19 protein-coding genes are annotated in these 18,781 nt (G+C 60.6%); 6 read left to right on the plus strand and 13 right to left on the minus strand.

The window, feature by feature from the left end:
- Positions 1–130 precede the first annotated feature (130 nt).
- Genes F8N66_RS29410 through F8N66_RS29425 form a run of 4 tightly spaced genes read right to left on the minus strand, consistent with a single transcriptional unit; the run spans position 131 to position 2,865 of the window.
- The gene (locus tag F8N66_RS29410) at positions 131–1,429 is read right to left on the minus strand and encodes an NAD(P)/FAD-dependent oxidoreductase (protein WP_150773418.1); all 1,299 of its coding nucleotides are present in this window, start codon (positions 1,427–1,429) and stop codon (positions 131–133) included.
- Between the two features lie 60 nt (positions 1,430–1,489).
- Positions 1,490–1,663, minus strand: a complete 174-nt coding sequence (locus F8N66_RS29415) for a DUF3094 domain-containing protein (RefSeq protein ID WP_128605912.1) — start codon at positions 1,661–1,663, stop codon at positions 1,490–1,492.
- 51 nt (positions 1,664–1,714) lie between these two features.
- Positions 1,715–2,242: an MOSC domain-containing protein gene (locus tag F8N66_RS29420; protein WP_150773419.1), complete on the minus strand. Its 528-nt coding sequence runs from the start codon at positions 2,240–2,242 to the stop codon at positions 1,715–1,717.
- A complete protein-coding gene (locus F8N66_RS29425; RefSeq protein WP_007970534.1) occupies positions 2,239–2,865 on the minus strand; it encodes a DUF1780 domain-containing protein in 627 nt (208 codons plus the stop codon). The genes F8N66_RS29420 and F8N66_RS29425 overlap by 4 nt, the downstream gene beginning before the upstream one ends.
- A 232-nt stretch (positions 2,866–3,097) precedes the next feature.
- Here F8N66_RS29425 and F8N66_RS29430 point away from each other — a divergent pair, with 232 nt between their 5' ends.
- From F8N66_RS29430 to F8N66_RS29440, 3 genes are read left to right on the plus strand one after another with little or no spacing between them, the layout of a single operon-like run.
- Entirely contained in the window at positions 3,098–4,456 is a 1,359-nt protein-coding gene (locus tag F8N66_RS29430) for an aromatic acid/H+ symport family MFS transporter (RefSeq protein WP_150773420.1), read from the plus strand.
- Complete coding sequence (locus F8N66_RS29435; protein WP_150773421.1) at positions 4,453–5,673, plus strand: benzoate/H(+) symporter BenE family transporter; 1,221 nt, start codon at positions 4,453–4,455, stop codon at positions 5,671–5,673. Before F8N66_RS29430 ends, F8N66_RS29435 begins: the two co-directional genes overlap by 4 nt.
- A 17-nt stretch (positions 5,674–5,690) precedes the next feature.
- The gene (locus F8N66_RS29440; RefSeq protein ID WP_150773422.1) at positions 5,691–6,959 is read left to right on the plus strand and encodes an OprD family porin; all 1,269 of its coding nucleotides are present in this window, start codon (positions 5,691–5,693) and stop codon (positions 6,957–6,959) included.
- Positions 6,960–6,967: 8 nt separating this feature from the next.
- Here the strand turns inward: F8N66_RS29440 and F8N66_RS29445 are convergent, their stop codons facing one another.
- Positions 6,968–7,210 (minus strand): DUF2790 domain-containing protein, encoded by a 243-nt coding sequence (locus F8N66_RS29445; protein WP_150773423.1) that lies wholly within the window; start codon positions 7,208–7,210, stop codon positions 6,968–6,970.
- A gap of 272 nt (positions 7,211–7,482) precedes the next feature.
- Between F8N66_RS29445 and F8N66_RS29450 the strand changes: the two genes are divergently transcribed.
- Complete coding sequence (locus F8N66_RS29450) at positions 7,483–8,172, plus strand: energy-coupling factor ABC transporter permease (RefSeq protein ID WP_150773424.1); 690 nt, start codon at positions 7,483–7,485, stop codon at positions 8,170–8,172.
- 21 nt (positions 8,173–8,193) lie between these two features.
- Here F8N66_RS29450 and yacG read toward each other — a convergent pair whose 3' ends face one another.
- Genes yacG through pilB form a run of 5 tightly spaced genes read right to left on the minus strand, consistent with a single transcriptional unit; the run spans position 8,194 to position 12,805 of the window.
- Positions 8,194–8,394, minus strand: a complete 201-nt coding sequence (yacG, locus tag F8N66_RS29455; protein ID WP_060543361.1) for a DNA gyrase inhibitor YacG — start codon at positions 8,392–8,394, stop codon at positions 8,194–8,196.
- Positions 8,391–9,014 (minus strand): dephospho-CoA kinase, encoded by a 624-nt coding sequence (gene coaE / locus F8N66_RS29460; RefSeq protein ID WP_150773425.1) that lies wholly within the window; start codon positions 9,012–9,014, stop codon positions 8,391–8,393. Before coaE ends, yacG begins: the two co-directional genes overlap by 4 nt.
- Complete coding sequence (locus F8N66_RS29465) at positions 9,011–9,883, minus strand: prepilin peptidase (RefSeq protein ID WP_150773426.1); 873 nt, start codon at positions 9,881–9,883, stop codon at positions 9,011–9,013. The genes coaE and F8N66_RS29465 overlap by 4 nt, the downstream gene beginning before the upstream one ends.
- Before the next feature lies 1 nt (position 9,884).
- The gene (locus tag F8N66_RS29470; RefSeq protein WP_150773427.1) at positions 9,885–11,102 is read right to left on the minus strand and encodes a type II secretion system F family protein; all 1,218 of its coding nucleotides are present in this window, start codon (positions 11,100–11,102) and stop codon (positions 9,885–9,887) included.
- A 2-nt stretch (positions 11,103–11,104) separates the two neighbouring features.
- Entirely contained in the window at positions 11,105–12,805 is a 1,701-nt protein-coding gene (gene pilB, locus F8N66_RS29475; RefSeq protein WP_150773428.1) for a type IV-A pilus assembly ATPase PilB, read from the minus strand.
- A gap of 226 nt (positions 12,806–13,031) precedes the next feature.
- Between pilB and F8N66_RS29480 the strand changes: the two genes are divergently transcribed.
- Both F8N66_RS29480 and F8N66_RS29485 read left to right on the plus strand, forming a co-directional pair.
- Positions 13,032–13,451: a pilin gene (locus F8N66_RS29480; RefSeq protein ID WP_150773429.1), complete on the plus strand. Its 420-nt coding sequence runs from the start codon at positions 13,032–13,034 to the stop codon at positions 13,449–13,451.
- 310 nt (positions 13,452–13,761) lie between these two features.
- Positions 13,762–14,115: a BON domain-containing protein gene (locus F8N66_RS29485; protein ID WP_150773430.1), complete on the plus strand. Its 354-nt coding sequence runs from the start codon at positions 13,762–13,764 to the stop codon at positions 14,113–14,115.
- Between the two features lie 268 nt (positions 14,116–14,383).
- On the opposite strand, the gene F8N66_RS29490 is transcribed toward F8N66_RS29485, so the two are convergent.
- From F8N66_RS29490 to F8N66_RS29500, 3 genes are all read right to left on the minus strand, one after another.
- Entirely contained in the window at positions 14,384–14,680 is a 297-nt protein-coding gene (locus F8N66_RS29490; protein ID WP_150773431.1) for a DUF2845 domain-containing protein, read from the minus strand.
- Positions 14,680–17,631, minus strand: coding sequence for a DUF748 domain-containing protein (locus F8N66_RS29495; protein ID WP_150773432.1), 2,952 nt, complete (start codon positions 17,629–17,631; stop codon positions 14,680–14,682). Before F8N66_RS29495 ends, F8N66_RS29490 begins: the two co-directional genes overlap by 1 nt.
- 92 nt (positions 17,632–17,723) lie before the next feature.
- Entirely contained in the window at positions 17,724–18,740 is a 1,017-nt protein-coding gene (locus F8N66_RS29500) for a class I SAM-dependent rRNA methyltransferase (RefSeq protein ID WP_150773433.1), read from the minus strand.
- Between the last annotated feature and the right edge of the window lie 41 nt (positions 18,741–18,781).

Genomic DNA, 18,781 nt, shown 5'->3' on the forward strand with positions numbered 1-18,781 from the left:
GACGCGATTCGCAAAGTGAAGGAGAGCACATGTGGGAGCGGGCTTGCTCGCGAATGCGGAATGTCAGTCGACATATTTACTGACTGACAGACCGCCTTCGCGAGCAAGCCCGCTCCCACACTGGACCGAGTTAGTGCAGTTTCAGTCGCGGCTCAGTCCCGCGCCCGATCTTGCTGCCCAGCATCAGCATCGCCGTGCGGAACGGCCCGTATAGCGCCATCTGGTGCATGCGGTACAGCGACACGTAAAACATCCGCGCCAGCCAGCCCTCAAGCATCACGCTGCCAGTGAGGTTGCCCATCAAGTTACCCACAGCGGAAAACCGCGACAGTGAGATCAGCGAGCCGTAGTCGGTGTACTTGTACTCAGGCAAGGCCTTGCCTTCGATCCGCAGCTTCAGCGATTTGGCCAGCAACGACGCCTGTTGATGCGCAGCCTGGGCGCGTGGTGGCACGTTGCGGTCGGTGCCCGGTTGCGGGCAGGCCGCGCAGTCACCGAAAGCGAAGATGTTCTCGTCGCGGGTGGTTTGCAGGGTCGGCAGCACTTGCAGCTGGTTGATGCGGTTGGTTTCCAGGCCATCGATGTCCTTGAGGAAACCCGGCGCGCGAATGCCCGCGGCCCAGACTTTCAGGCTGGCGTTGATCACTTTGCCATCGGCGGTGATCAAGGCATCGGCCGTCACTTCACTGACCGCCGCGTTGGTCATGACATTGACCCCGAGTTTCTCCAGGGTTTTATGCACAGGCCCGCCGATGCGTTCCGGCAGGGCTGGCAACACCCGTGGCCCGGCTTCGATCAGGGTGATGTGCATGTTTTCCGGTTTGATCCGGTCCAGGCCATAGGCTGCCAGCTCATGGGCGGCGTTGTGCAGTTCAGCGGCCAGCTCGACCCCGGTCGCGCCGGCGCCGACGATGGCCACGCTGATCTGCTCGACCTTGTCGGTCTGCCCGGCGTGGGCGCGCAGGTAGTGATTGAGCAATTGCTGGTGGAAGCGTTCGGCCTGCTTGCGGGTGTCGAGGAACAGACAGTGTTGCGCCGCACCCTGGGTGCCGAAATCGTTGGTGGTGCTGCCGACGGAAATCACCAGCGAGTCATAAGCCACTTCCCGCGCGGGCACCAGTTCCAGCCCGGCCTCGTCATAAGTGGCCGCCAGCTGGATTTTCTTCTGCGCGCGATCGAGTCCGCTCATGCGCCCCAACTGGAACTCGAAATGGTTCCATTTCGCCTGGGCGACATAGTTGAGTTCGTCTTCGGAAGAGTTCAGGGAACCGGCCGCCACTTCGTGCAACAGCGGTTTCCAGATGTGCGTCAGGTTCGCGTCGACCAGCATCACACTGGCCGTGCCGCGCTTGCCCAGAGTCTTACCCAGACGGGTAGCCAACTCCAGGCCGCCGGCGCCGCCGCCGACAATAACAATACGATGGGACATGGGGATAACTCGCAAGGCTAAAAGAAATCGGTGCGGTTACCCTCGCGAGCGCAATGCGGCTCATAGCGTCAGGTAACTGATAAAACGGCTCAACAGGCCCAAACCAATGGTCACTGCCAACACCAGCACCAGGAGCATCCACGGCCGGAAGGGCCGGCGCTCGACTCGGTGCTGGGACAACTGCAGGTACTCTTCGACATGCTTCTGGTCGTCGGGGTTCAGGCGGCTGGTCATAAAGGCCTCGTCAGGTAGACGTTGCTGAATGTGTAGAAGCTACAGGCTGATTTAACGAACGATGAACGGAGCATAGCCAGTGTCCGGGATGGGCTCGACGCTCACCGTGTCGTCCAGGCGAATGATGCCACTTTGTAACACCCGGGCGGTGATTCCGCCATGCCCGCGAACCGCCTGAAAGGTCCCGGGACCCAGGTTGTGTTGCAGGCGCGCGCACGGCTGGCACCAGCCGGTGGTTTCGAAAATCGCCTGGCCGATCCGGAAGCGCCGGCCCTTGAGGCTCAACAGATTGATCCCGCTGACAACCAGATTGCGCCGCAACTCTTCGGGCTTGACCGGTTGATGATCGGGACGGCCCATCAGCGAACTGATCACCGCCAGGTGCTCCCACTGAATCAGTGTCACCTGCCGCGCATTGCGCACGCCTGGCCGGGCGCGATCACCGGTTAAGCCGGCCTCGAGTCGTGCTTCCACGGCCTCCAGTTCGATCATTGGTGCATGAGGTTGTGGCCGCACGCCGATCCAGCGCACGCGGCCGACCTGCGGGACTTCGGCAATCAGCGCCTGCAGTGGGCTCACAGGCTGATCCCGACGTCGAACACAATGCTGCGCCCCAGGTTGCTGCGAAGGAAATCCGGTGCATCGGGATGCGCGAACAGCACGCGGGCGAAAGTCGGGCCTACCAGTGACAGCGAACGCCAGCCCTGGCGCAGGTATTCGGTGGGCGGCGGGAAATGACTGTTGAGGTCCAGCACTTCGCGCTTGAGGCTGGCGAAGGCGATGATGTCCAGCTCACCCAGATCCATGCCGCGTTCCTTGTAGTTATGTGCTTTTTTGCGCAAGGTCGGCGCCAGTCGCAGCAGGAACTCGTTGGCCGGTATGCGCCGGGGCTTGGCCTCGCGCCGTACCAGCTGGCTGAGGGAGAACGCGCTGCGCCGGCGTTGCAGCTCGTCGCGCCATTCATCGTTGAGGCGCCGCCCCTCGTCGAGGACGAAGAACACTTCGAAACTGGCATCGCGAAACAACACATCCGGTGGCTCACCCGCGGGGGCGAATTCGTCGGCACGATAAGGAATGTTCAAGCCTTGCAGCAGGCGCTGGCAGACCCAACGCTCACGCTCCCATTTGCGGGCATTGGACAGGAACGCGTTGGCTTGCTCGGCCGCAATGGTCAGCAGGCGTAAATAATCTGAGTCATCCATAGGCCCAAGCTTAGCGCTCAAATGTGATCGTAAAGAAAACAGTTTGTCGCGCCGCTGCGAATTCGCACGCGATATCCCCGCCTTAACGCCCGAATCCCCCCCTCTGCACAAAACGGATAGCGATCTGCGCAACGCGGATATTGACACGTGCCTGTCGTCATTACCCTCGGCAGTACGGGACGTTCGCCGCATTTGCGAGCCTCTTCAAAAACAACAACAAGAGATGAATGCCATGCGCAAAATCGACGTACATGAGGTTATCGACAAGGCTCGCTTCAACCGTTTCCACTGGATGGTGCTGTTCTGGTGTGCCCTGATCATCATCTTCGACGGTTACGATCTGGTGATCTACGGCGTGGTCCTGCCGATGCTGATGAAGGAGTGGGGGCTCAGCCCTCTGCAAGCCGGTGCCCTGGGCAGTTATGCCTTGTTCGGCATGATGTTTGGCGCGCTGTTCTTCGGCCCGCTGTCCGACAGGATCGGCCGTAAAAAAGCCATCACCATCTGTGTGATTCTGTTCAGTGGTTTCACCGTGCTCAATGGTTTCGCCAGGAATCCCACGGAGTTCGGCATCTGTCGCTTCATCGCCGGCCTGGGCATTGGCGGCGTGATGCCGAACGTGGTGGCGCTGATGAACGAGTACGCGCCGAAAAAAATCCGCAGCACCCTGGTGGCGATCATGTTCAGCGGGTACTCGGTGGGCGGCATGCTGTCCGCCGGGCTGGGCATCGTGCTGATCCCTTCTTTCGGCTGGCAGTCGGTGTTTTACGTGGCGGTCCTGCCGCTGCTGCTGTTGCCGCTGATCATGTACTTCCTGCCCGAGTCGGTGGGTTTCATGCTGCGCCAGGGGCGCAATGAAGAAGCGCGCGCCGTTCTGCAGCGCATCGAACCGTCCTACGTCGCGCAAGCCGATGATCAACTGCACATGAGCGAAGTGAAGGGCACCGGCACCCCGGTGTTGCAGCTGTTTCGCGAGGGGCGCGCGCTGCGCACGCTGATGCTGTGGCTGGCGTTTTTCTGCTGCCTGCTGATGGTCTACGCCTTGAGCTCCTGGCTGCCGAAACTGATGGCCAACGCCGGGTACAGCCTGGGTTCAAGCCTGTCATTCCTGCTGGTGCTGAACTTCGGCGCGATCTTCGGCGCAGTGGGCGGTGGTGTGCTGGGTGACAAGCTCAACCTGCCGCGCGTGTTGGCAGTGTTTTTCACCCTGGCCGCCGTATCGATCACCTTGCTGGGCATCAATAGCCCGATGCCGGTGTTGTACCTGCTGATTGCCATTGCCGGCGCCACCACCATCGGCTCGCAGATTCTGCTATATGCCTGCGCCGCGCAGTTCTACTCGATGAACATTCGTTCCACTGGTCTGGGCTGGGCGTCGGGCATCGGGCGTAACGGTGCGATCGTCGGACCTTTGCTGGGCGGTGCCCTGCTCGGGATCAGCCTGCCGCTGCAATTGAACTTCATGGCGTTTGCCTTGCCCGGGGCGATCGCCGCCATCGCCATGACCGTGTTCGCCATCAGCAGTCGGCGCACTGCCCGACTAATGTCGCAACAGGTTTCGCCTGACGGGGCTGCCGGCGAGGTTGCATGAAAAGGTTAATCCAAGACTTTTCCCTGTCGGCCGCCGTCGCCGGATTTATCGCCACGGTGATTTCCTACGCCGGCCCGCTGGTGATTATTTTTCAGGCCGCCGAGGCGGCCCACCTGTCGCGGGAGGTGCTGTCGTCGTGGGTCTGGGCGATTTCCATCGGCAGTGCTGTGCTCGGCATCGGTTTGAGCCTGCGCTACCGGGTGCCGGTGATCATTGCGTGGTCGGCGCCGGGCTCGGCGTTGTTGGTGGCGCTGCTGCCGGGGATCTCGATGCCGGAAGCAGTGGGGGCTTATCTGGTCAGCAGCCTGATCGTTTTCCTGGTCGGGGTGTCGGGGGCGTTCGACCGGATCATCGGCAAGCTGCCGGCAGCCGTGGCGGCCGCGATGCTGGCGGGGATTCTGTTCAGCTTCGGCACCGGGTTGTTCGTCTCGTTGCAGGGCAAGCCGTTGCTGGTGCTGGCGATGTTCGCCACGTACCTGGTGTGCAAACGGCTGATGCCGCGTTATGCCGTGCTGATGGTCCTGCTGGTGGGCTGTTCGATGGCGTTTCTCGCCGCAGATCTGCACAGCGACGCGCTGGTGATCGGTTTGGCCACGCCGGTGTGGATTACGCCGGCATTCAGCCTGAGCGCGACGCTGAACATCGCGTTGCCGCTGGTGATGGTGGCACTGACCGGCCAGTTCGTCCCCGGCATGGCGGTGCTGCGCGCCAGCGGCTACGCCACGCCGTCCGGACCGATTATCGCCAGCAGCGCGCTGGGCACGGCGCTGCTGGCGCCGTTCGGCTGCCACGGGCTGAACCTGGCGGCAATTACCGCGGCCATTTGCACGGGCCGCGAAGCCCACGAGGAACCGGGCAAACGTTACGTGGCGGGGATCGTGGGCGGTCTCTGTTACCTGGTGTTGGGGATCTTCGGCGCCACCCTGGTTTCGCTGTTTTCGGCGTTCCCCAAAGAACTCATCGCGGCCCTGGCCGGGCTGGCGCTGTTCGCCGCAATCGCCGGGGCATTGGCGGGTGCGATGGCGGTGCCGAGTGACCGTGAAGCCGCGCTGGTGACCTTTCTCACCACCGCGTCGGGCATGTCGCTGTTGGGTTTGTCCGCCGCGTTCTGGGGGCTGATTTTCGGCATGGTCACCCATTTGATCCTGAACGCCCGTCGCCCCGCCGCGCGCAGTGAAAGCGCTGCGGCCAAAGCACTTCTACCTGTCGATCAATAAAAATAAGAGAAAAAACGATGAAACAGATTCTTCCAGCAACCGGTTCAGTGTTGTCCATGGCGCTCGTCTCGAGTTTCTCCGCCGGGGCGACAGCCGCCGAGCGTGGCTTCGTCGAAGACACCACCGCCACCTTGCAAGCGCGCAACTACTACTTCAGCCGGGATTTTTCCGACATCGTCGGGGCCAACCAGCAGTCGAAGGCTGAAGAGTGGGCGCAAGGTTTCATCCTCAACGTTAAATCGGGATACACCCAGGGCACCGTCGGATTTGGCGTGGACTTGATCGGCCTGCTCGGGCTCAAGCTCGACAGCAGCCCGGACCGGGTCAATACCGGTCTGTTGCCGGTGCAGGACGACGGGCGCGCGGCCAATGATTACAGCCGTATCGAGGCAGCCTTGAAGGTGCGTTACTCCAAAACCGAACTGAAGGTGGGGGAGCTGCAACCCAACCTGCCCGTGCTGGTGTTCAGTGATATCCGCTTGCTGCCGCCCAGCTATCAGGGGGCAAGCATCAGTTCCAGTGAGATCAATGGCCTGACACTGCAGGCCGGTCATTTGAACTCGACCAGCCTGCGCAACGAGGCCGGCGACGAAAAAATGCAGGCCATGCTCGGCCACGTACCGCAACGTCAGGTCAGCAGTGACGGCTTCAATTTTGCCGGCGCCGATTACGCCTTCAACGATAAACGCAGCTCGGTCAGTTCCTGGTACGGGCAACTGGAAGATATCTACAACCAGCGATTCCTGGGGCTCAAGCACAGCGAGCCATTGGGAGACTGGACCCTGGGCGCGAACCTCGGTTACTTCGATTCGCGCGAAGACGGCAAAAAGCTGCTGGGCAACATCGACAATCAGGCGTTTTTCTCCCTGTTGTCGGCCAAGCGCGGTGGTCACACCTTTTACGTCGGTTATCAGGGCATGTTCGGCGACAGCGCTTTCCCGCGGGTCTTTGCCAACATCTCACCGCTGGGCAACGAAGTGCCGACCTATGAGTTCGCCTATACCGACGAGCGCTCCTGGCAAGTGCGTTACGACTACGACTTCGCGGCCCTCGGCGTGCCGGGGCTGACCAGCACCGTGCGCTACATCACCGGCAACAATGTCGATACCGGGCAAGGCTTTGAAGGCAAGGATCGCGAGCGCGACCTGGACATCGGCTACGTGTTGCAGAGCGGCAGCCTCAAAGGCCTGGGCATCCGTGTGCGCAATGCCATGGCGCGCTCCAACTACCGCAGTGATATCGATGAAAACCGCTTGATCCTGAGTTACACCTGGTCGCTGCTATGAACCAGTGATCACAGGTTGCTCGTGCAATCGCCCATGACCTCGTAGGTCACTCGGTGGGTCTGGCCCTGATGATCGACATACACCATGGTCGCCGGCACCACACCGCAGGCGGTCGCGGTGTCTGACACGGAAACCACCTTGGCGATGTCCAGCGGTTGCGCCGGGTTGTACGGGGTAGCGGCTGGCTCGCTGGTGGCGGCCATTGCGGAGGTGGCGATGAGGGTCAGAAACAGCGTGCTAAGGGTTTTCATGTTGTTGGCTCGGGGTTGATTCTGATGCTTGAAGTTTAGACTTTGGTCGCAAGTGATAAAGAGCTGTTCCGCTGATTCAGCCTTGCAGGAAACGTAACAATCGGCGCGATCCTGTAGGCGAGGGCTCTGCTCGCGATGGACGTTAACGATGACGCGTACGGCCTGAAGGACCGCGTTGTCCTGGCGTTTTTCGCGAGCAGAGCTCGCTCCTACAACGGGGGCGGGTGCGGTGTAGACTGAGGGCCTCTTCATGTTCGGAGTGTGCCCCCGCAATGATCGGCGTCGAACTGCTATCACCCGAAACCCTGACTGTGGGATGGCTGGTTTATGCGCCGGTGCTGATCTGGGCGATCTGCCGAGCCCCCTGGGTCGAATTGTTTACCGACAGCCGTCGTCAGCATTTGATGTTCGGCACGGTGTTCGCGCTGTTCGTGTTGTGGCTGGTGCGGCGGGATTTCGACACTGGCGTGTCTTATCACTTCATCGGCATGACCGCCGTGACGTTGTTGCTCGACTGGCCTTTGGCGATTGTCGGCGGGCTGGTGGCGCAAACGGGGTTGGTGCTGTTGGGCCGACAGGACCTTGCTGCAATGGGCGTGAATGGCGCGCTGTTGATAGCGCTGCCGGTGCTGGTCACCGAGTGTTGCGCGATCGCGGTGGAGAGAGCGCAGCCACGCAACCCCTTCGTGTATATCTTCTGCTCCGGATTCTTTGCCGCAGCCCTTTCGGCGTTACTGTGCCTGGTGTTGTCGCTCACGGTGTTGTGGTACGACGAACGTTTTGCCATGCCGTACTGGCTAGAGGATTTCATCGGCTATCTGTGGCTGCTGATTTTCCCCGAGGCGTTCATCAACGGCATGGTGGTCAGCGCGCTGGTGGTGTTCTGCCCGGAATGGCTGGAAACCTTCAACCGCACACGCTATCTCTCCGCTCCCTGGAAAGACGACGATCCCAAGCCTTGAAACCGTCGACGTTTCTGCGCCTCAGTGACGCGGGTCGAAATCGCCGCTGAACAATTCGTCCTCGGCATCGGGGGCCACCGGAATCTTGTGCTCTTCCGATGCCCAGGCGCCCAGGTCGATCAGTTTGCAACGGTCGGAACAGAATGGCCGGAATTTACTCTCGGGGCTCCATTCGACAGGGGCGCCGCAGGTCGGGCATTCGACGGTTGGGATCTGGCTCATGACTGGCCTCCACGCAAGGAAAGATAAAAGTGATGCAGGCGCTCGACCTCGCTGCGCAGCCAGGCGAGGTCGCGGTCGTTGACCACCACATCGTCGGCATGGCTTACGCGATCCTGGCGGCTGGACTGGACCTTGAGGATTGCCTGGACCTGCTCTTCGCTGGTCTGGTCACGCCGCAAGGTGCGTTCGATCTGCAGCTGTTCGGGGGCATCGATCACCAGCACCCGCTGGGCCATGGCGTACTGGCCGGACTCGATCAGCAAGGGCGAAACCAGAATCGCGTAAGGTGATTTTGCCAGCGCCAGATGATGGGCGATTTCTTCGCCGATCAGCGGATGCAGCAAGGCTTCCAGCCAGCGGCGTTCATCCGGCACTTCGAAGATCAGTTTGCGCAAGGCGGCGCGATCCAGTTGCCCGTCGGCTTGCAACACGCCAGGGCCGAAGTGTTCGGCGATGCTCGCCAGTGCCGGCCGGCCGGGCTCCACCACCCAGCGCGCGGCATGATCGGCATCGACCACGTGCACGCCGAGGTCGATGAAGTGTTGCGCCGCCGCACTTTTGCCGCTGCCAATGCCGCCGGTCAGGCCGAGAATCCAGGGTTTTTCCACAGGGGTATTCATTTCAAACCGACAAACTGCCAATAGAAGTCGGTTATTTGACCACCCCAGAGCAAGGCAATCCAGCCGGCAATGACCAGATAGGGGCCAAAGGGGATCGGCGTCGAGGTTTTTGCCCCGCGCACGCGCAGGTAAATCATGCCGATGAGCGCCCCCACCAGGGAGGAGAGCAGGACCGTCAGCGGCAGAATCTGCCAGCCGCCCCAGGCCCCCAGCATCGCCAGCAGCTTGAAGTCGCCATGGCCCATGCCGTCCTTGCCGGTGATCAGCTTGAACAACCAGAACACCGACCACAGCAGCAGGTAGCCGGCGATGGCGCCCCATAGCGCGTCATGCACCGGCACGAACAGGCCGAAGCTGTTGACGATCAGCCCGAGCCACAGCAGCGGCAGCACCAGCACGTCCGGCAGCAACTGATGTTCGGCGTCGATCTGGCTCATGGCCAACAGGCCCCAGGTCAGGATCAGCGCCATGCATGCTTGCCAGCCAAAACCGAAGTGCCAGGCAATGAAAGCAGACAACAGGCCGCAGGCCAGTTCGGTCAGCGGGTAACGTTTGCTGATCGGCGCCGCGCAGCCTGAGCAGCGCCCGCGCAGAAACGCAAAACTGAGCAGCGGTATGTTTTCCCAGGCACGAATCCGGTGGCCGCAGTGCGGGCATTCGGAGTGCGGCAGCAGCAGATTGTAGGTCGGCGGCAGCGTTTCACCGGGCAACCCGAGGATTTCATGGGCCTGCACGCGCCACTCGCGTTCGAGCATCTTCGGCAGGCGCCAGATCAGTACGTTGAGAAAACTGCCGACCAGCAGGCCCAGCACGCCGGCGATGACAACAAAGGCCAGTGGGTAAAGGTTCAGGATTTCGTCGAGGGGCATGTCAGATCGCTGCGCCGAGTTGGAAGATGGGCAGGTACATCGCGACCACCAGGCCGCCGACGATAACACCCAGCACCACCATGATGAACGGCTCCATCAGGCTGGTGAGGTTATCGACCATATTGTCCACCTCGTCCTCGTAGAAGCCGGCGACTTTGTCGAGCATGTCGTCCAGCGCGCCAGACTCCTCGCCAATGGCGGTCATTTGAACCGCCATGTTCGGAAAGACACCGGAGGTGCGCATGGAAAAATTCAGCTGCATGCCTGTCGAAACGTCTTGCCTGATGCGCAGTACCGCACGCTTGAACACCACGTTGCCGGTGGCGCCGGCCACCGAATCCAGGGCTTCGACCAAGGGCACGCCGGCCGCGAAGGTGGTCGACAGCGTACGGGCGAAACGGGCCACGGCGGATTTGTACATCAGGGTCCCCACCAGCGGCAGTTTCAGCAGCCAGGCGTCCATGCGATCACGAAAACCTTGGGACGTCTTGAAGGCGTGGCGCACCGCGAAGGCCGCCACGAGCATCGCGCCGAGCATCGCCCACCACCAGTCCTGCATGAACCGCGACAGGCCGATGACCATAACGGTAAAGGCCGGCAGTTCGGCGCCAAAGCCTTCGAACACCGACTGGAACTGCGGCACCACCTTGACCAGCAGGATCCCGGTCACAATGGTTGCGACGAACACGACCACCAGCGGGTAAGTCATGGCTTTCTTGATCTTGGCCTTGAGGCTTTCGCTCTTTTCCTTGTAGGTCGCGACCCGTTCCAGCAGGGTATCCAGGGCGCCGGCCTGCTCGCCGGCATCCACCAGGTTGCAGTACAGCTCATCGAAGTAGCGAGGCTTTTTACGCAGGGCGGCGGCGAAGCTGTTGCCCGCCGCGACTTCCTGCTTGACCTCGTCCACCAGCGTGCGCATGGCCGGGTTGTCGAAACCTTCGGCAATGATGTCGAATGACTGCAACAGCGGCACGCCGGCTTTCATCATGGTCGCCATCTGCCGGGTAAAGAGGGCAATGTCCTGGGCCTTGATGCGCTTGCCCAGGTTGAACAGTGACGTGGTTTTCTTGCGAACCCTGGCGGGATTGATGCCTTGTTTGCGCAGTTGCGCCTTGATCAGTGCCGGGTTTTGACCGCTCAACTCACCGGTGACCTTGGTGCCTTTGCGGTCAGTGCCTTCCCAGGCATAAATGCTGATTTTTGCTGCTTTGACCGCCATGTTCAGTCCTTGGTGACCCGGTTGATTTCTTCAAGGCTGGTGATGCCTTGCATGGCTTTGAGCAGGCCTGAGGTGCGCAGGTCATTGAAGCCGTCCCTGCGCATTTGCTCATCGATTTGCAGCGAGTTGCCATCGGCCATGATCAACCGTTGCAAGTCCGGGGTGTTCTTCACCACTTCATAAATGCCCACTCGCCCTTTATAGCCGCCGTTGCACAGTTCGCAACCGACCGGCTCATAGATCGTGAATGTGCCGATGCGTTCCTCGGGGAAGCCTTCTTTGAGTAGTGTCTGGCGCGGGACGTCGAGGGGCGCCCGGCAATGGCTGCACAGTTTGCGTGCCAGGCGCTGGGCGATGATCAGGCTGACGGAAGTGGCGATGTTGAAACCCTGGATGCCCATGTTCTGCAGGCGGGTCAGGGTTTGCGCGGCGCTGTTGGTGTGCAGGGTCGACAACACCAGGTGCCCGGTCTGGGCGGCCTTGATGGCGATTTCGGCGGTTTCGAGGTCACGGATCTCGCCGACCATGATGACGTCCGGGTCCTGGCGCAGAAACGAGCGCAGCGCCTGGGCAAAATCCAGGCCCTGCCTGGGATTGACGTTGACCTGGTTGATGCCTTCCATGTTGATCTCCACCGGGTCTTCGGCGGTCGAGATGTTGATGTCCACGGTGTTGAGAATGTTCAGCCCGGTGTACAGCGACACGGTTTTGCCCGAACCGGTGGGGCCGGTTACCAAAATCATGCCCTGTGGCTGCTTGAGGGCGCTCATGTACAGCTCTTGCTGTTCAGGCTCGTAGCCGAGGGCGTCGATGCCCATTTGCGCGCTGGACGGGTCGAGGATCCGGATCACCACTTTCTCGCCCCACAGGGTCGGCAGGGTATTGACGCGGAAATCGATGGATTTGCTCTTGGACAGGCGCATCTTGATCCGCCCGTCCTGGGGCTTGCGACGCTCGGAGATGTCGAGGCTGGCCATGACTTTCAGCCGAGCCGCGATGCGGTTGGCCAACTGGACCGGTGGTTTTGCCACTTCGCGCAGCATGCCGTCGGTGCGCATGCGCACGCGGTAGATTTTTTCGTAGGGCTCGAAATGCAGGTCGGAGGAGCCGCTTCGGATCGCATCGAGCAGCATCTTGTGGACGAAGCGCACCACCGGCGCGTCGTCGGCATCCTGGCCGACGATGGCGTCCTCGCGCGGGTCATCGATCGTCTCGATGTCATGGCCGTCGAGGTCAACGTCGGCCATCTCTTCCAGGCCAGTGCCGTGGCTGTCGAAGAATTTCTCGATGGCATCGCTGAGCTTGTCGTCCTCCACGAGGATCGCTTCGGTGGAAAGCCCGGTGCTGAACTGGATGTCGTTGATGGCCTGGTGATTGGTCGGGTCGGAAATCCCCACGAACAACTTGTTGCCCCGACGCCAGAGCGGCAGTGCGTGGTGCTGGCGGACCAGTTTCTCGCTGACCAGTCCCTTGGGCTGGGTTTCCTTGTCCAGGCTGTTGAGGTCCATCAGGGCGATGCCGAAATGTTCGCAAGCGATCTCGGCAACCTGGCGGCTTTTCACCAGTTTGTTCTGCACCAGGTAACTGACGAGGGAGATGCGGTTGCGTTGGGCTTGTTGAGACGCCTGTTGCGCGCTTTTTTCAGTGAGCAGCCCGGCCAGGACCAATTGCTTGGCCAGGCCGCTGAGGGCGATGTCATTCATTGTGATTCCGGACCAGGACCGTTGAATGACTTATAGCCTAGTCAAGCGATGGAACCAAACCAGCGACGCTCAGGTGACAAAAAGTGTCAGATAGTGCGGATCCTCGCAGCCCCACAGCGCGCTGGCGAGGCCGTACACCCTGTCAACAGGGCGTACGGGGCTTGGCATGGGCTGTGCTGCGACAGAATCAGATCATGAGATTTCGACTCATGCACGGAGGCTGTCTATGAACACTCAAAAAGGTTTTACCCTCATCGAGCTGTTGATCGTGGTGGCGATCATCGGGATTCTCGCGACCTTTGCGATACCGGCTTATTCCAAGTACCAGGCGCGGGCGAAGGTGACGGCGGGGCTGGCCGAGATTTCGGCATTGAAAGTGCCGTTCGAAGACCTGATGAATCAAGGGACCGATCCGGACCTGACGAAAATTGGCGGTAACACGACAACCTCCAACTGCACGACGACCGCGTCGGGCAAAGCCGCGGATGGCACGGGCACGATTGCTTGCACCATCCTCAATGCGCCGGGCCCGGTGCTGAACAAAACCATTACCCTGACCCGTGCGTTGACGGGTTGGACATGCGCCACGGGCGTCGATCAGGAATTCGCGCCTAAAGGCTGCACCGGCGTTGTACCTAAAGCCTGATCCCTTGGGTGCAACACCAATACCTCGCCTCTGGCGGGGTATTTTTTTTAATGGCCGGTCGATAAATCGGCTCATCTGGAAAATCCCCGATATTTCATGGCCTTAGGCCTTCTACAAAACCTGCAACTTGCATGTAGAGAAAGAGCAACTCATGCATTTTGCATGATTACGGAAAATGACCAATTTTATAACTTATTGATTTATAAGGATTTATAAGGTGTCTCAAAGTTGGCACAGCGTTCGCAATATCTCTGGTAACCCTGCTGACAAGACACCCAGCAGACTTTCCAGAAAAACAGGAGTTACTCGTATGAAGAAGTTCGCTATCGCTGCCGCTACTGCTACCGCGCTGACCCTGACCATGGCCAATGCTGCGTTTGCACAGACTCAAGCCACCCAGGCTCCTCTGACACTGGCAGCCGGTGAAATGACCAAGGCCACGGAAGCCGGTTCCGATACCTGGATTACCACCAAAGTCAAAACCGACCTGGTTACCGAAAAAGGCATTCCTGGCACCGACATCAAAGTTGAAACCAACAAAGGCGTTGTGTCCCTGTCGTCCACTGTTGCAGTGACCGATGCCCAGAAAGCCACCGCCGTGGCAATCACCAAGAAAATCAAAGGCGTCAAGGCGGTTTCCGCCGACGGCCTGAAAGCCGAGTAAGGCAAGGCTTCTCGCCTGGACTGGGAGAAGGCGCGGCAGGCGGGCCGAGGTATACGTCTGTCGCATCTTTAGGAGTTCATGCGAACGGCCATAAGGATGTGGCCATTACAGGCCCCGGCATTCGTGTCGGGGCCTGTTCTATTCCGGGCAACACAAACCCCCTGTAGGAGCGAGCCTGCTCGCGATAGCGGTCTGTCATTCAACATCCGAGTTGCCTGACAGACCGCTATCGCGAGCAGGCTCGCTCCTACAGGGGGTTGTGGTGGTCTTAGTTACCGCGTTTGCTGGTGATCTGCTTCAAGCGATTGCCCTCGAACCGCAGGTACTGATACATCCCGCCATTCGGTCCGTAGGTCCATTCCTCGACCTGGAACTCTTCCCGTCGATTGGCGCTGCGTTTGTAGCCCAGCAGGTCGCGGCTGGCCGGTTCGCCGCACTTTTGCAGCACTTCGCTCGACCGGTCGCCGACGCTGACCAATTGGCTGCCGCAGCGCAAAGTGTCCGCCGCCCAGGCCTGGCTCGCGGCCATCGCCAGCGCCAGTGCGAGCAGCAGCCTTTTGGCCATCACTCGGCGTCCAGATGCATCGGCGTAACCACCTTGCCGTCTTTTTCCGCTTCGCCCAACTGCGCGTCGATGAAGTACACGCGGTCATCGGCCAGCTGGCCTTTGTCGACCAGATAGTCCTTGATGCTGCTGGCGCGTTCCTGGCCCAACTCGCGCAACAGCACTTCGCTGGAACTCCAGAACTGGATCACGCCTTCGCGCATCTTGGCTGTTCGATCTTCCTTGCCCAGGTCTTTCCATTCGGCAGGCGGCTGGGTTTTCAGGCGTGTGCGGTAGATGCCCTCCAGCAGCGGACCTTTCTCGCTGTCGGGTACTTCCAGCAAAGCGGCTTTGGCCGGAACCTTTTCACCGCGACGCTGGAGCATTTTGTAGTAGTTGTACTGGTATTCCCGTTCCAGGCGTTGCTCGGCAATCAGCGGGCCGTCGCTGCTCTTGGCGGCGGTGCCTTCGATTTCCAGGCGCAGGGCCGGGCGTTCCTTGAGGGCGTTGGACAGCTTGACCAGTGCGGCTTCAGCGTCCTTGCTCAGCTCGCTTGAACCTGGCGCGAAGGACACGCTGCCCAGGTCTTCCGAGCCACCGCCACTCACCAGTCCACCAATCAGTTTGAACGGCGCGGCGGCGGCCTTGACGATCAGGTTGCGCAGGGTCTGCCAGACAATCGGCATGACACTGAATTGCGGGTTGTTCAGGTCGCCGGACACCGGCAATTCGATGGAAATCTTGCCATCGACATCCTTGAGCAAGGCAATCGCCAATTTCAGCGGCAGGCTCACGGCGTCCGGGCTGTCGACTTTTTCACCCAGTTGTAGTTGCTCGACCACCACCTTGTTTTCGGCCTGGAGCTGGCCCTTGGTGATTTTGTAATGCAGGTCGAGATTCAGCCGGCCCTTGCGGATGCGGTAACCGGCGAACTTGCCGGAGTAGGGCGTCAGGGTGGTCAGTTCCACGCGTTTGAAGCTGGTGGCGATGTCGAGGCTGGCCATCGGGTCGAACGGGTTGACCGCGCCCTTGATGGTCACGGGCGCATAGCGGTCGACCTTGCCCTTGACGTCGACGCTCGCCGGTTTTGCCTGGCGGCTGTCGATGGTGCCGATCTGGCCGTTGAGTTGCTGAACGGCGGTGGCGAAGTTAGGGGTCAGGCTGAAGTCGGCGAAGTTGGCCGAACCGTCGTTGATGGCAATGCCACCGATGTGGATGCCCAGGGGTTTTTCTTTGCTGGCGGGCTGGGCGGCGGCAGTCTTGGCGCCGGAATCGGCCGGTTGCGGAATGAGAAGGTCATCGACGTTGGTGGTGCGGTCATCGTTGATCATGAAACGCACGTAGGGTTGCAGCAAGTTGACCTTGTCAATCGACAGGCTGTCGCCATGCTGGTAGTTCAGGCCTTCGACCACCACCTGCTGCCACTTGAGGAAGTCGCGGGTTTTCAGGGTGTCGAGGGTGTGCAACTGATCGATCTGGGCACGGCCGGTGACGCTGAGGGCCAGCGGCTCGGTGCTTTTCAGGTTGACCGCCAGATCACTGCCGAGCATGCCGCTGCGCAGTTCCAGGCGAATGAACGGGTTGATGTAGGACTGCGCGACACGCAGGTCGATGTCCTTGGTCTGCACATTGAGCCTGGCGCTGACCGGGGCCAGGTTGACCTCGCCATCGGCCATGATCCTGCCTTGTTTGCCCACCCCGGTGTCGAGCTTGAGGGTGAAGGGCGAGCCATTGAGGCTGTCGAACTTCTGCAGATCGAGATTCAGCGGGCTCAGTTCGAGTTCCACGACGGGCTGTGCCTTGCGGTCCGCCAGATGCACCTTGTAATCGCGCAGTTGCACATCGTTGAGCAGCACCTGCCAGGGTTTGCTCGCTGGCGCCGGCTCGGGTTTTGGCGAGTCGGCCGCCGCCGGGGTGCTTGGTGGTTCGGCGTTGGCCTTGGCCGCGGGTTTGGACGGCTGGCTGGCGAACAGCTTCTGCCAATCGAGCTGGCCATCGGCTTCCAGGGCTGCCCAAGTTTCCAGTTTCTGGCTGCGGACCTTGCCAACGACCACTTGCTGCTTGGCCAGGTCGACCGTGGTGTCGCTGACGTCCAGGCGTGCGAGCTTCACCAGTGGCCGACCGTCCGGCGCCTTGATGGCGAAGGGGGCGACACTGAGGGCGACGTTGCTCAGCAGCAGTTCGGTTTCTTTGGACAGGTTGATTTTGTAATCAGTACTGAGGGTGTAGACGCCGTCTTCGAGTACCAGTGGCACCGCATCGCGCACATAGGGCCAGAAGGCTTTCATCTTGCCGTCGGTGACCTTCAGCTTGCCTTCGGAGGCAATCGGGATGAGGCTGAAGTTACCGGTCCAGTCGATCTGCCCGCCATGCGGTCCAATGGCCACCAGGGTCATGTCGGCACTGTCTTCAGGCAAGGTGCTGAGGTTTTTCAGCTCGAAGTCGAGTTTGTCGTAGAGAAATTCGATGGGTTCGCTGGGGCGTTCATCCTGGAAGTGCACCGCGCCGCCCGCCAGTTTGATGCTGTCGATGCGCAGCGGGAATGGCTTGGCGTCGGGATCGGCGGGTGTCGGCTCGCTCGCTGGCAGTTTGAACAGGCCTAGCAGGTTGAGTTTGCCGTCCTTGCCAAAGAGCACTTCGGTTTTGGGTTTGTCCAGTTCGATGTTGGACAGGTGAAGCGCCTTGGTCCAGAGACTGTCGAGTTGCAGGTTGGCATACAGGCGTTCGAAGCCGACCTGTTCCTTGCCGGGCTCGCCAATGTTCAGGCCCCAAAGGGTCACTTCAAGGCTGAAAGGGTTGAGTTCGATTCGCTGGATCGTGGCGGGGGTCGTCGCGTAGTTGGCCAACTGTTGGTTGGCTATCCGCAAGGCGATGCCTGGCAAAATCAGAAAACCCAGCAGGCTGTAGAGAGCCAGAGCAGTCAACAAGGCGCCGAGGGCGCGAATCAATCCTTTGTACATGTGTGGCTTCATCTGTCTGAACCGGAGTGCCTTGGAGTATGGCACGCGTTTCCGGTTCCGAAGTATTCGCCCAATCGAGGTTTTTCAGATTTGTCTGACGTGGATCAGAGCTGCAGGATCAGGGTTTTCAGTGGCGGCTGCTGATCCATCGACGGGAAATCGCCACCCGGTTTCATCACCGTCCACTCACGCACGGGCCGCCCGGCCTTTTCTGCGCAACGCAAAACCTGTTCACGCCAGTCGTCCATGCTGACTTTAGCCAGGTTATTGCAGCAGATCAGCACGCCGTTGTCGGCGGTGGCCAGCAGCGCCGGTTTGAGCAGGCTCTGGTAGTCGCGCAGCAGGTCGACCGTGCCGAAAGCGCTCTTGGCCCAGGCCGGAGGATCGAGCAGCACCAGATCGTACTGGCGCTGTTCCAGGCGCGGATAGTTTGGCAGCTTTTGTCCCCGTCGCTGGCTGATGGGCAAGCCGGCCAATTGGCGGATGGCCGGAAAGTAATCGGACTGGACAAATTCCATGGTCGGCAGCTGCGGGTTGAGCAGGCCGTTTTCACGACCGACCGCCAGGTTGCCCTCGGCGAAGTCCAGGTTACACACCTCACGGGCGCCACCGGCCGCCGCGCTAAGGCCTACGCCGCAGGTGTAGGCAAACAGGTTGAGCACGCTTTTGTTTTTGCTGTGGGCCTTGACCCAGCCACGGGTGTTGCGCAAGTCAAGAAACAGCAGGGGGTCCTGCCCGGCGTGACGCCCGCGTACCCGGTAATTGAGGCCCCATTCGTGGCCGACCAGATCTTGCAACGCCGCTTCGTCGGCGCGGTAAACGGTGTCTTCGCGGTCAATTCGCGAGTTGCCGCGGGAGCGGTCGTTGTACACCAGCAGGCTTTCAAGTCCCAGGTGCTGGTTGATGGTTTCGTGCAGCTGTAACAGCGCATCGCGTTCCAGCGACTGGTGAAAGCTTTGCACCATCAGTTGCGGACCATAGCGGTCGATGGTCAGGCCGCCGGCGCCTTCCTGGCTGCCATGGAACAGGCGGTAGCAATCGGTGCCCTGGCTGTGCAGCTCGGCCAACAGGTCCTGGCGATGTTCGAGGGCGGCGCGCAGCGCCTGATTCAAGGAAGACATGCTGGGCGCCTTGCAGGTGGGAATTTGGCGCGGGAGTTTAA

Origin of the sequence: Pseudomonas fluorescens (genome assembly GCF_902498195.1) — a bacterium.
Taxonomy (GTDB): Bacteria; Pseudomonadota; Gammaproteobacteria; order Pseudomonadales; family Pseudomonadaceae; genus Aquipseudomonas; species Aquipseudomonas fluorescens_BU.

What these genes read in the sequence shown, in the direction of transcription:
- F8N66_RS29425 (WP_007970534.1), bottom strand. Translation starts at nt 2,865, where the DNA reads ATGGATGACTCAGATTATTTACGCCTGCTGACCATTGCGGCCGAGCAA.
- yacG (WP_060543361.1), bottom strand. Translation starts at nt 8,394, where the DNA reads ATGAGCCAGATCCCAACCGTCGAATGCCCGACCTGCGGCGCCCCTGTC.
- F8N66_RS29440 (WP_150773422.1), top strand. Translation starts at nt 5,691, where the DNA reads ATGAAACAGATTCTTCCAGCAACCGGTTCAGTGTTGTCCATGGCGCTC.
- F8N66_RS29490 (WP_150773431.1), bottom strand. Translation starts at nt 14,680, where the DNA reads ATGGCCAAAAGGCTGCTGCTCGCACTGGCGCTGGCGATGGCCGCGAGC.
- coaE (WP_150773425.1), bottom strand. Translation starts at nt 9,014, where the DNA reads ATGAATACCCCTGTGGAAAAACCCTGGATTCTCGGCCTGACCGGCGGC.
- F8N66_RS29435 (WP_150773421.1), top strand. Translation starts at nt 4,453, where the DNA reads ATGAAAAGGTTAATCCAAGACTTTTCCCTGTCGGCCGCCGTCGCCGGA.
- F8N66_RS29495 (WP_150773432.1), bottom strand. Translation starts at nt 17,631, where the DNA reads ATGAAGCCACACATGTACAAAGGATTGATTCGCGCCCTCGGCGCCTTG.
- F8N66_RS29465 (WP_150773426.1), bottom strand. Translation starts at nt 9,883, where the DNA reads ATGCCCCTCGACGAAATCCTGAACCTTTACCCACTGGCCTTTGTTGTC.
- F8N66_RS29410 (WP_150773418.1), bottom strand. Translation starts at nt 1,429, where the DNA reads ATGTCCCATCGTATTGTTATTGTCGGCGGCGGCGCCGGCGGCCTGGAG.
- F8N66_RS29445 (WP_150773423.1), bottom strand. Translation starts at nt 7,210, where the DNA reads ATGAAAACCCTTAGCACGCTGTTTCTGACCCTCATCGCCACCTCCGCA.
- F8N66_RS29470 (WP_150773427.1), bottom strand. Translation starts at nt 11,102, where the DNA reads ATGGCGGTCAAAGCAGCAAAAATCAGCATTTATGCCTGGGAAGGCACT.
- F8N66_RS29480 (WP_150773429.1), top strand. Translation starts at nt 13,032, where the DNA reads ATGAACACTCAAAAAGGTTTTACCCTCATCGAGCTGTTGATCGTGGTG.
- F8N66_RS29415 (WP_128605912.1), bottom strand. Translation starts at nt 1,663, where the DNA reads ATGACCAGCCGCCTGAACCCCGACGACCAGAAGCATGTCGAAGAGTAC.
- F8N66_RS29485 (WP_150773430.1), top strand. Translation starts at nt 13,762, where the DNA reads ATGAAGAAGTTCGCTATCGCTGCCGCTACTGCTACCGCGCTGACCCTG.
- F8N66_RS29450 (WP_150773424.1), top strand. Translation starts at nt 7,483, where the DNA reads ATGATCGGCGTCGAACTGCTATCACCCGAAACCCTGACTGTGGGATGG.
- pilB (WP_150773428.1), bottom strand. Translation starts at nt 12,805, where the DNA reads ATGAATGACATCGCCCTCAGCGGCCTGGCCAAGCAATTGGTCCTGGCC.
- F8N66_RS29500 (WP_150773433.1), bottom strand. Translation starts at nt 18,740, where the DNA reads ATGTCTTCCTTGAATCAGGCGCTGCGCGCCGCCCTCGAACATCGCCAG.
- F8N66_RS29430 (WP_150773420.1), top strand. Translation starts at nt 3,098, where the DNA reads ATGCGCAAAATCGACGTACATGAGGTTATCGACAAGGCTCGCTTCAAC.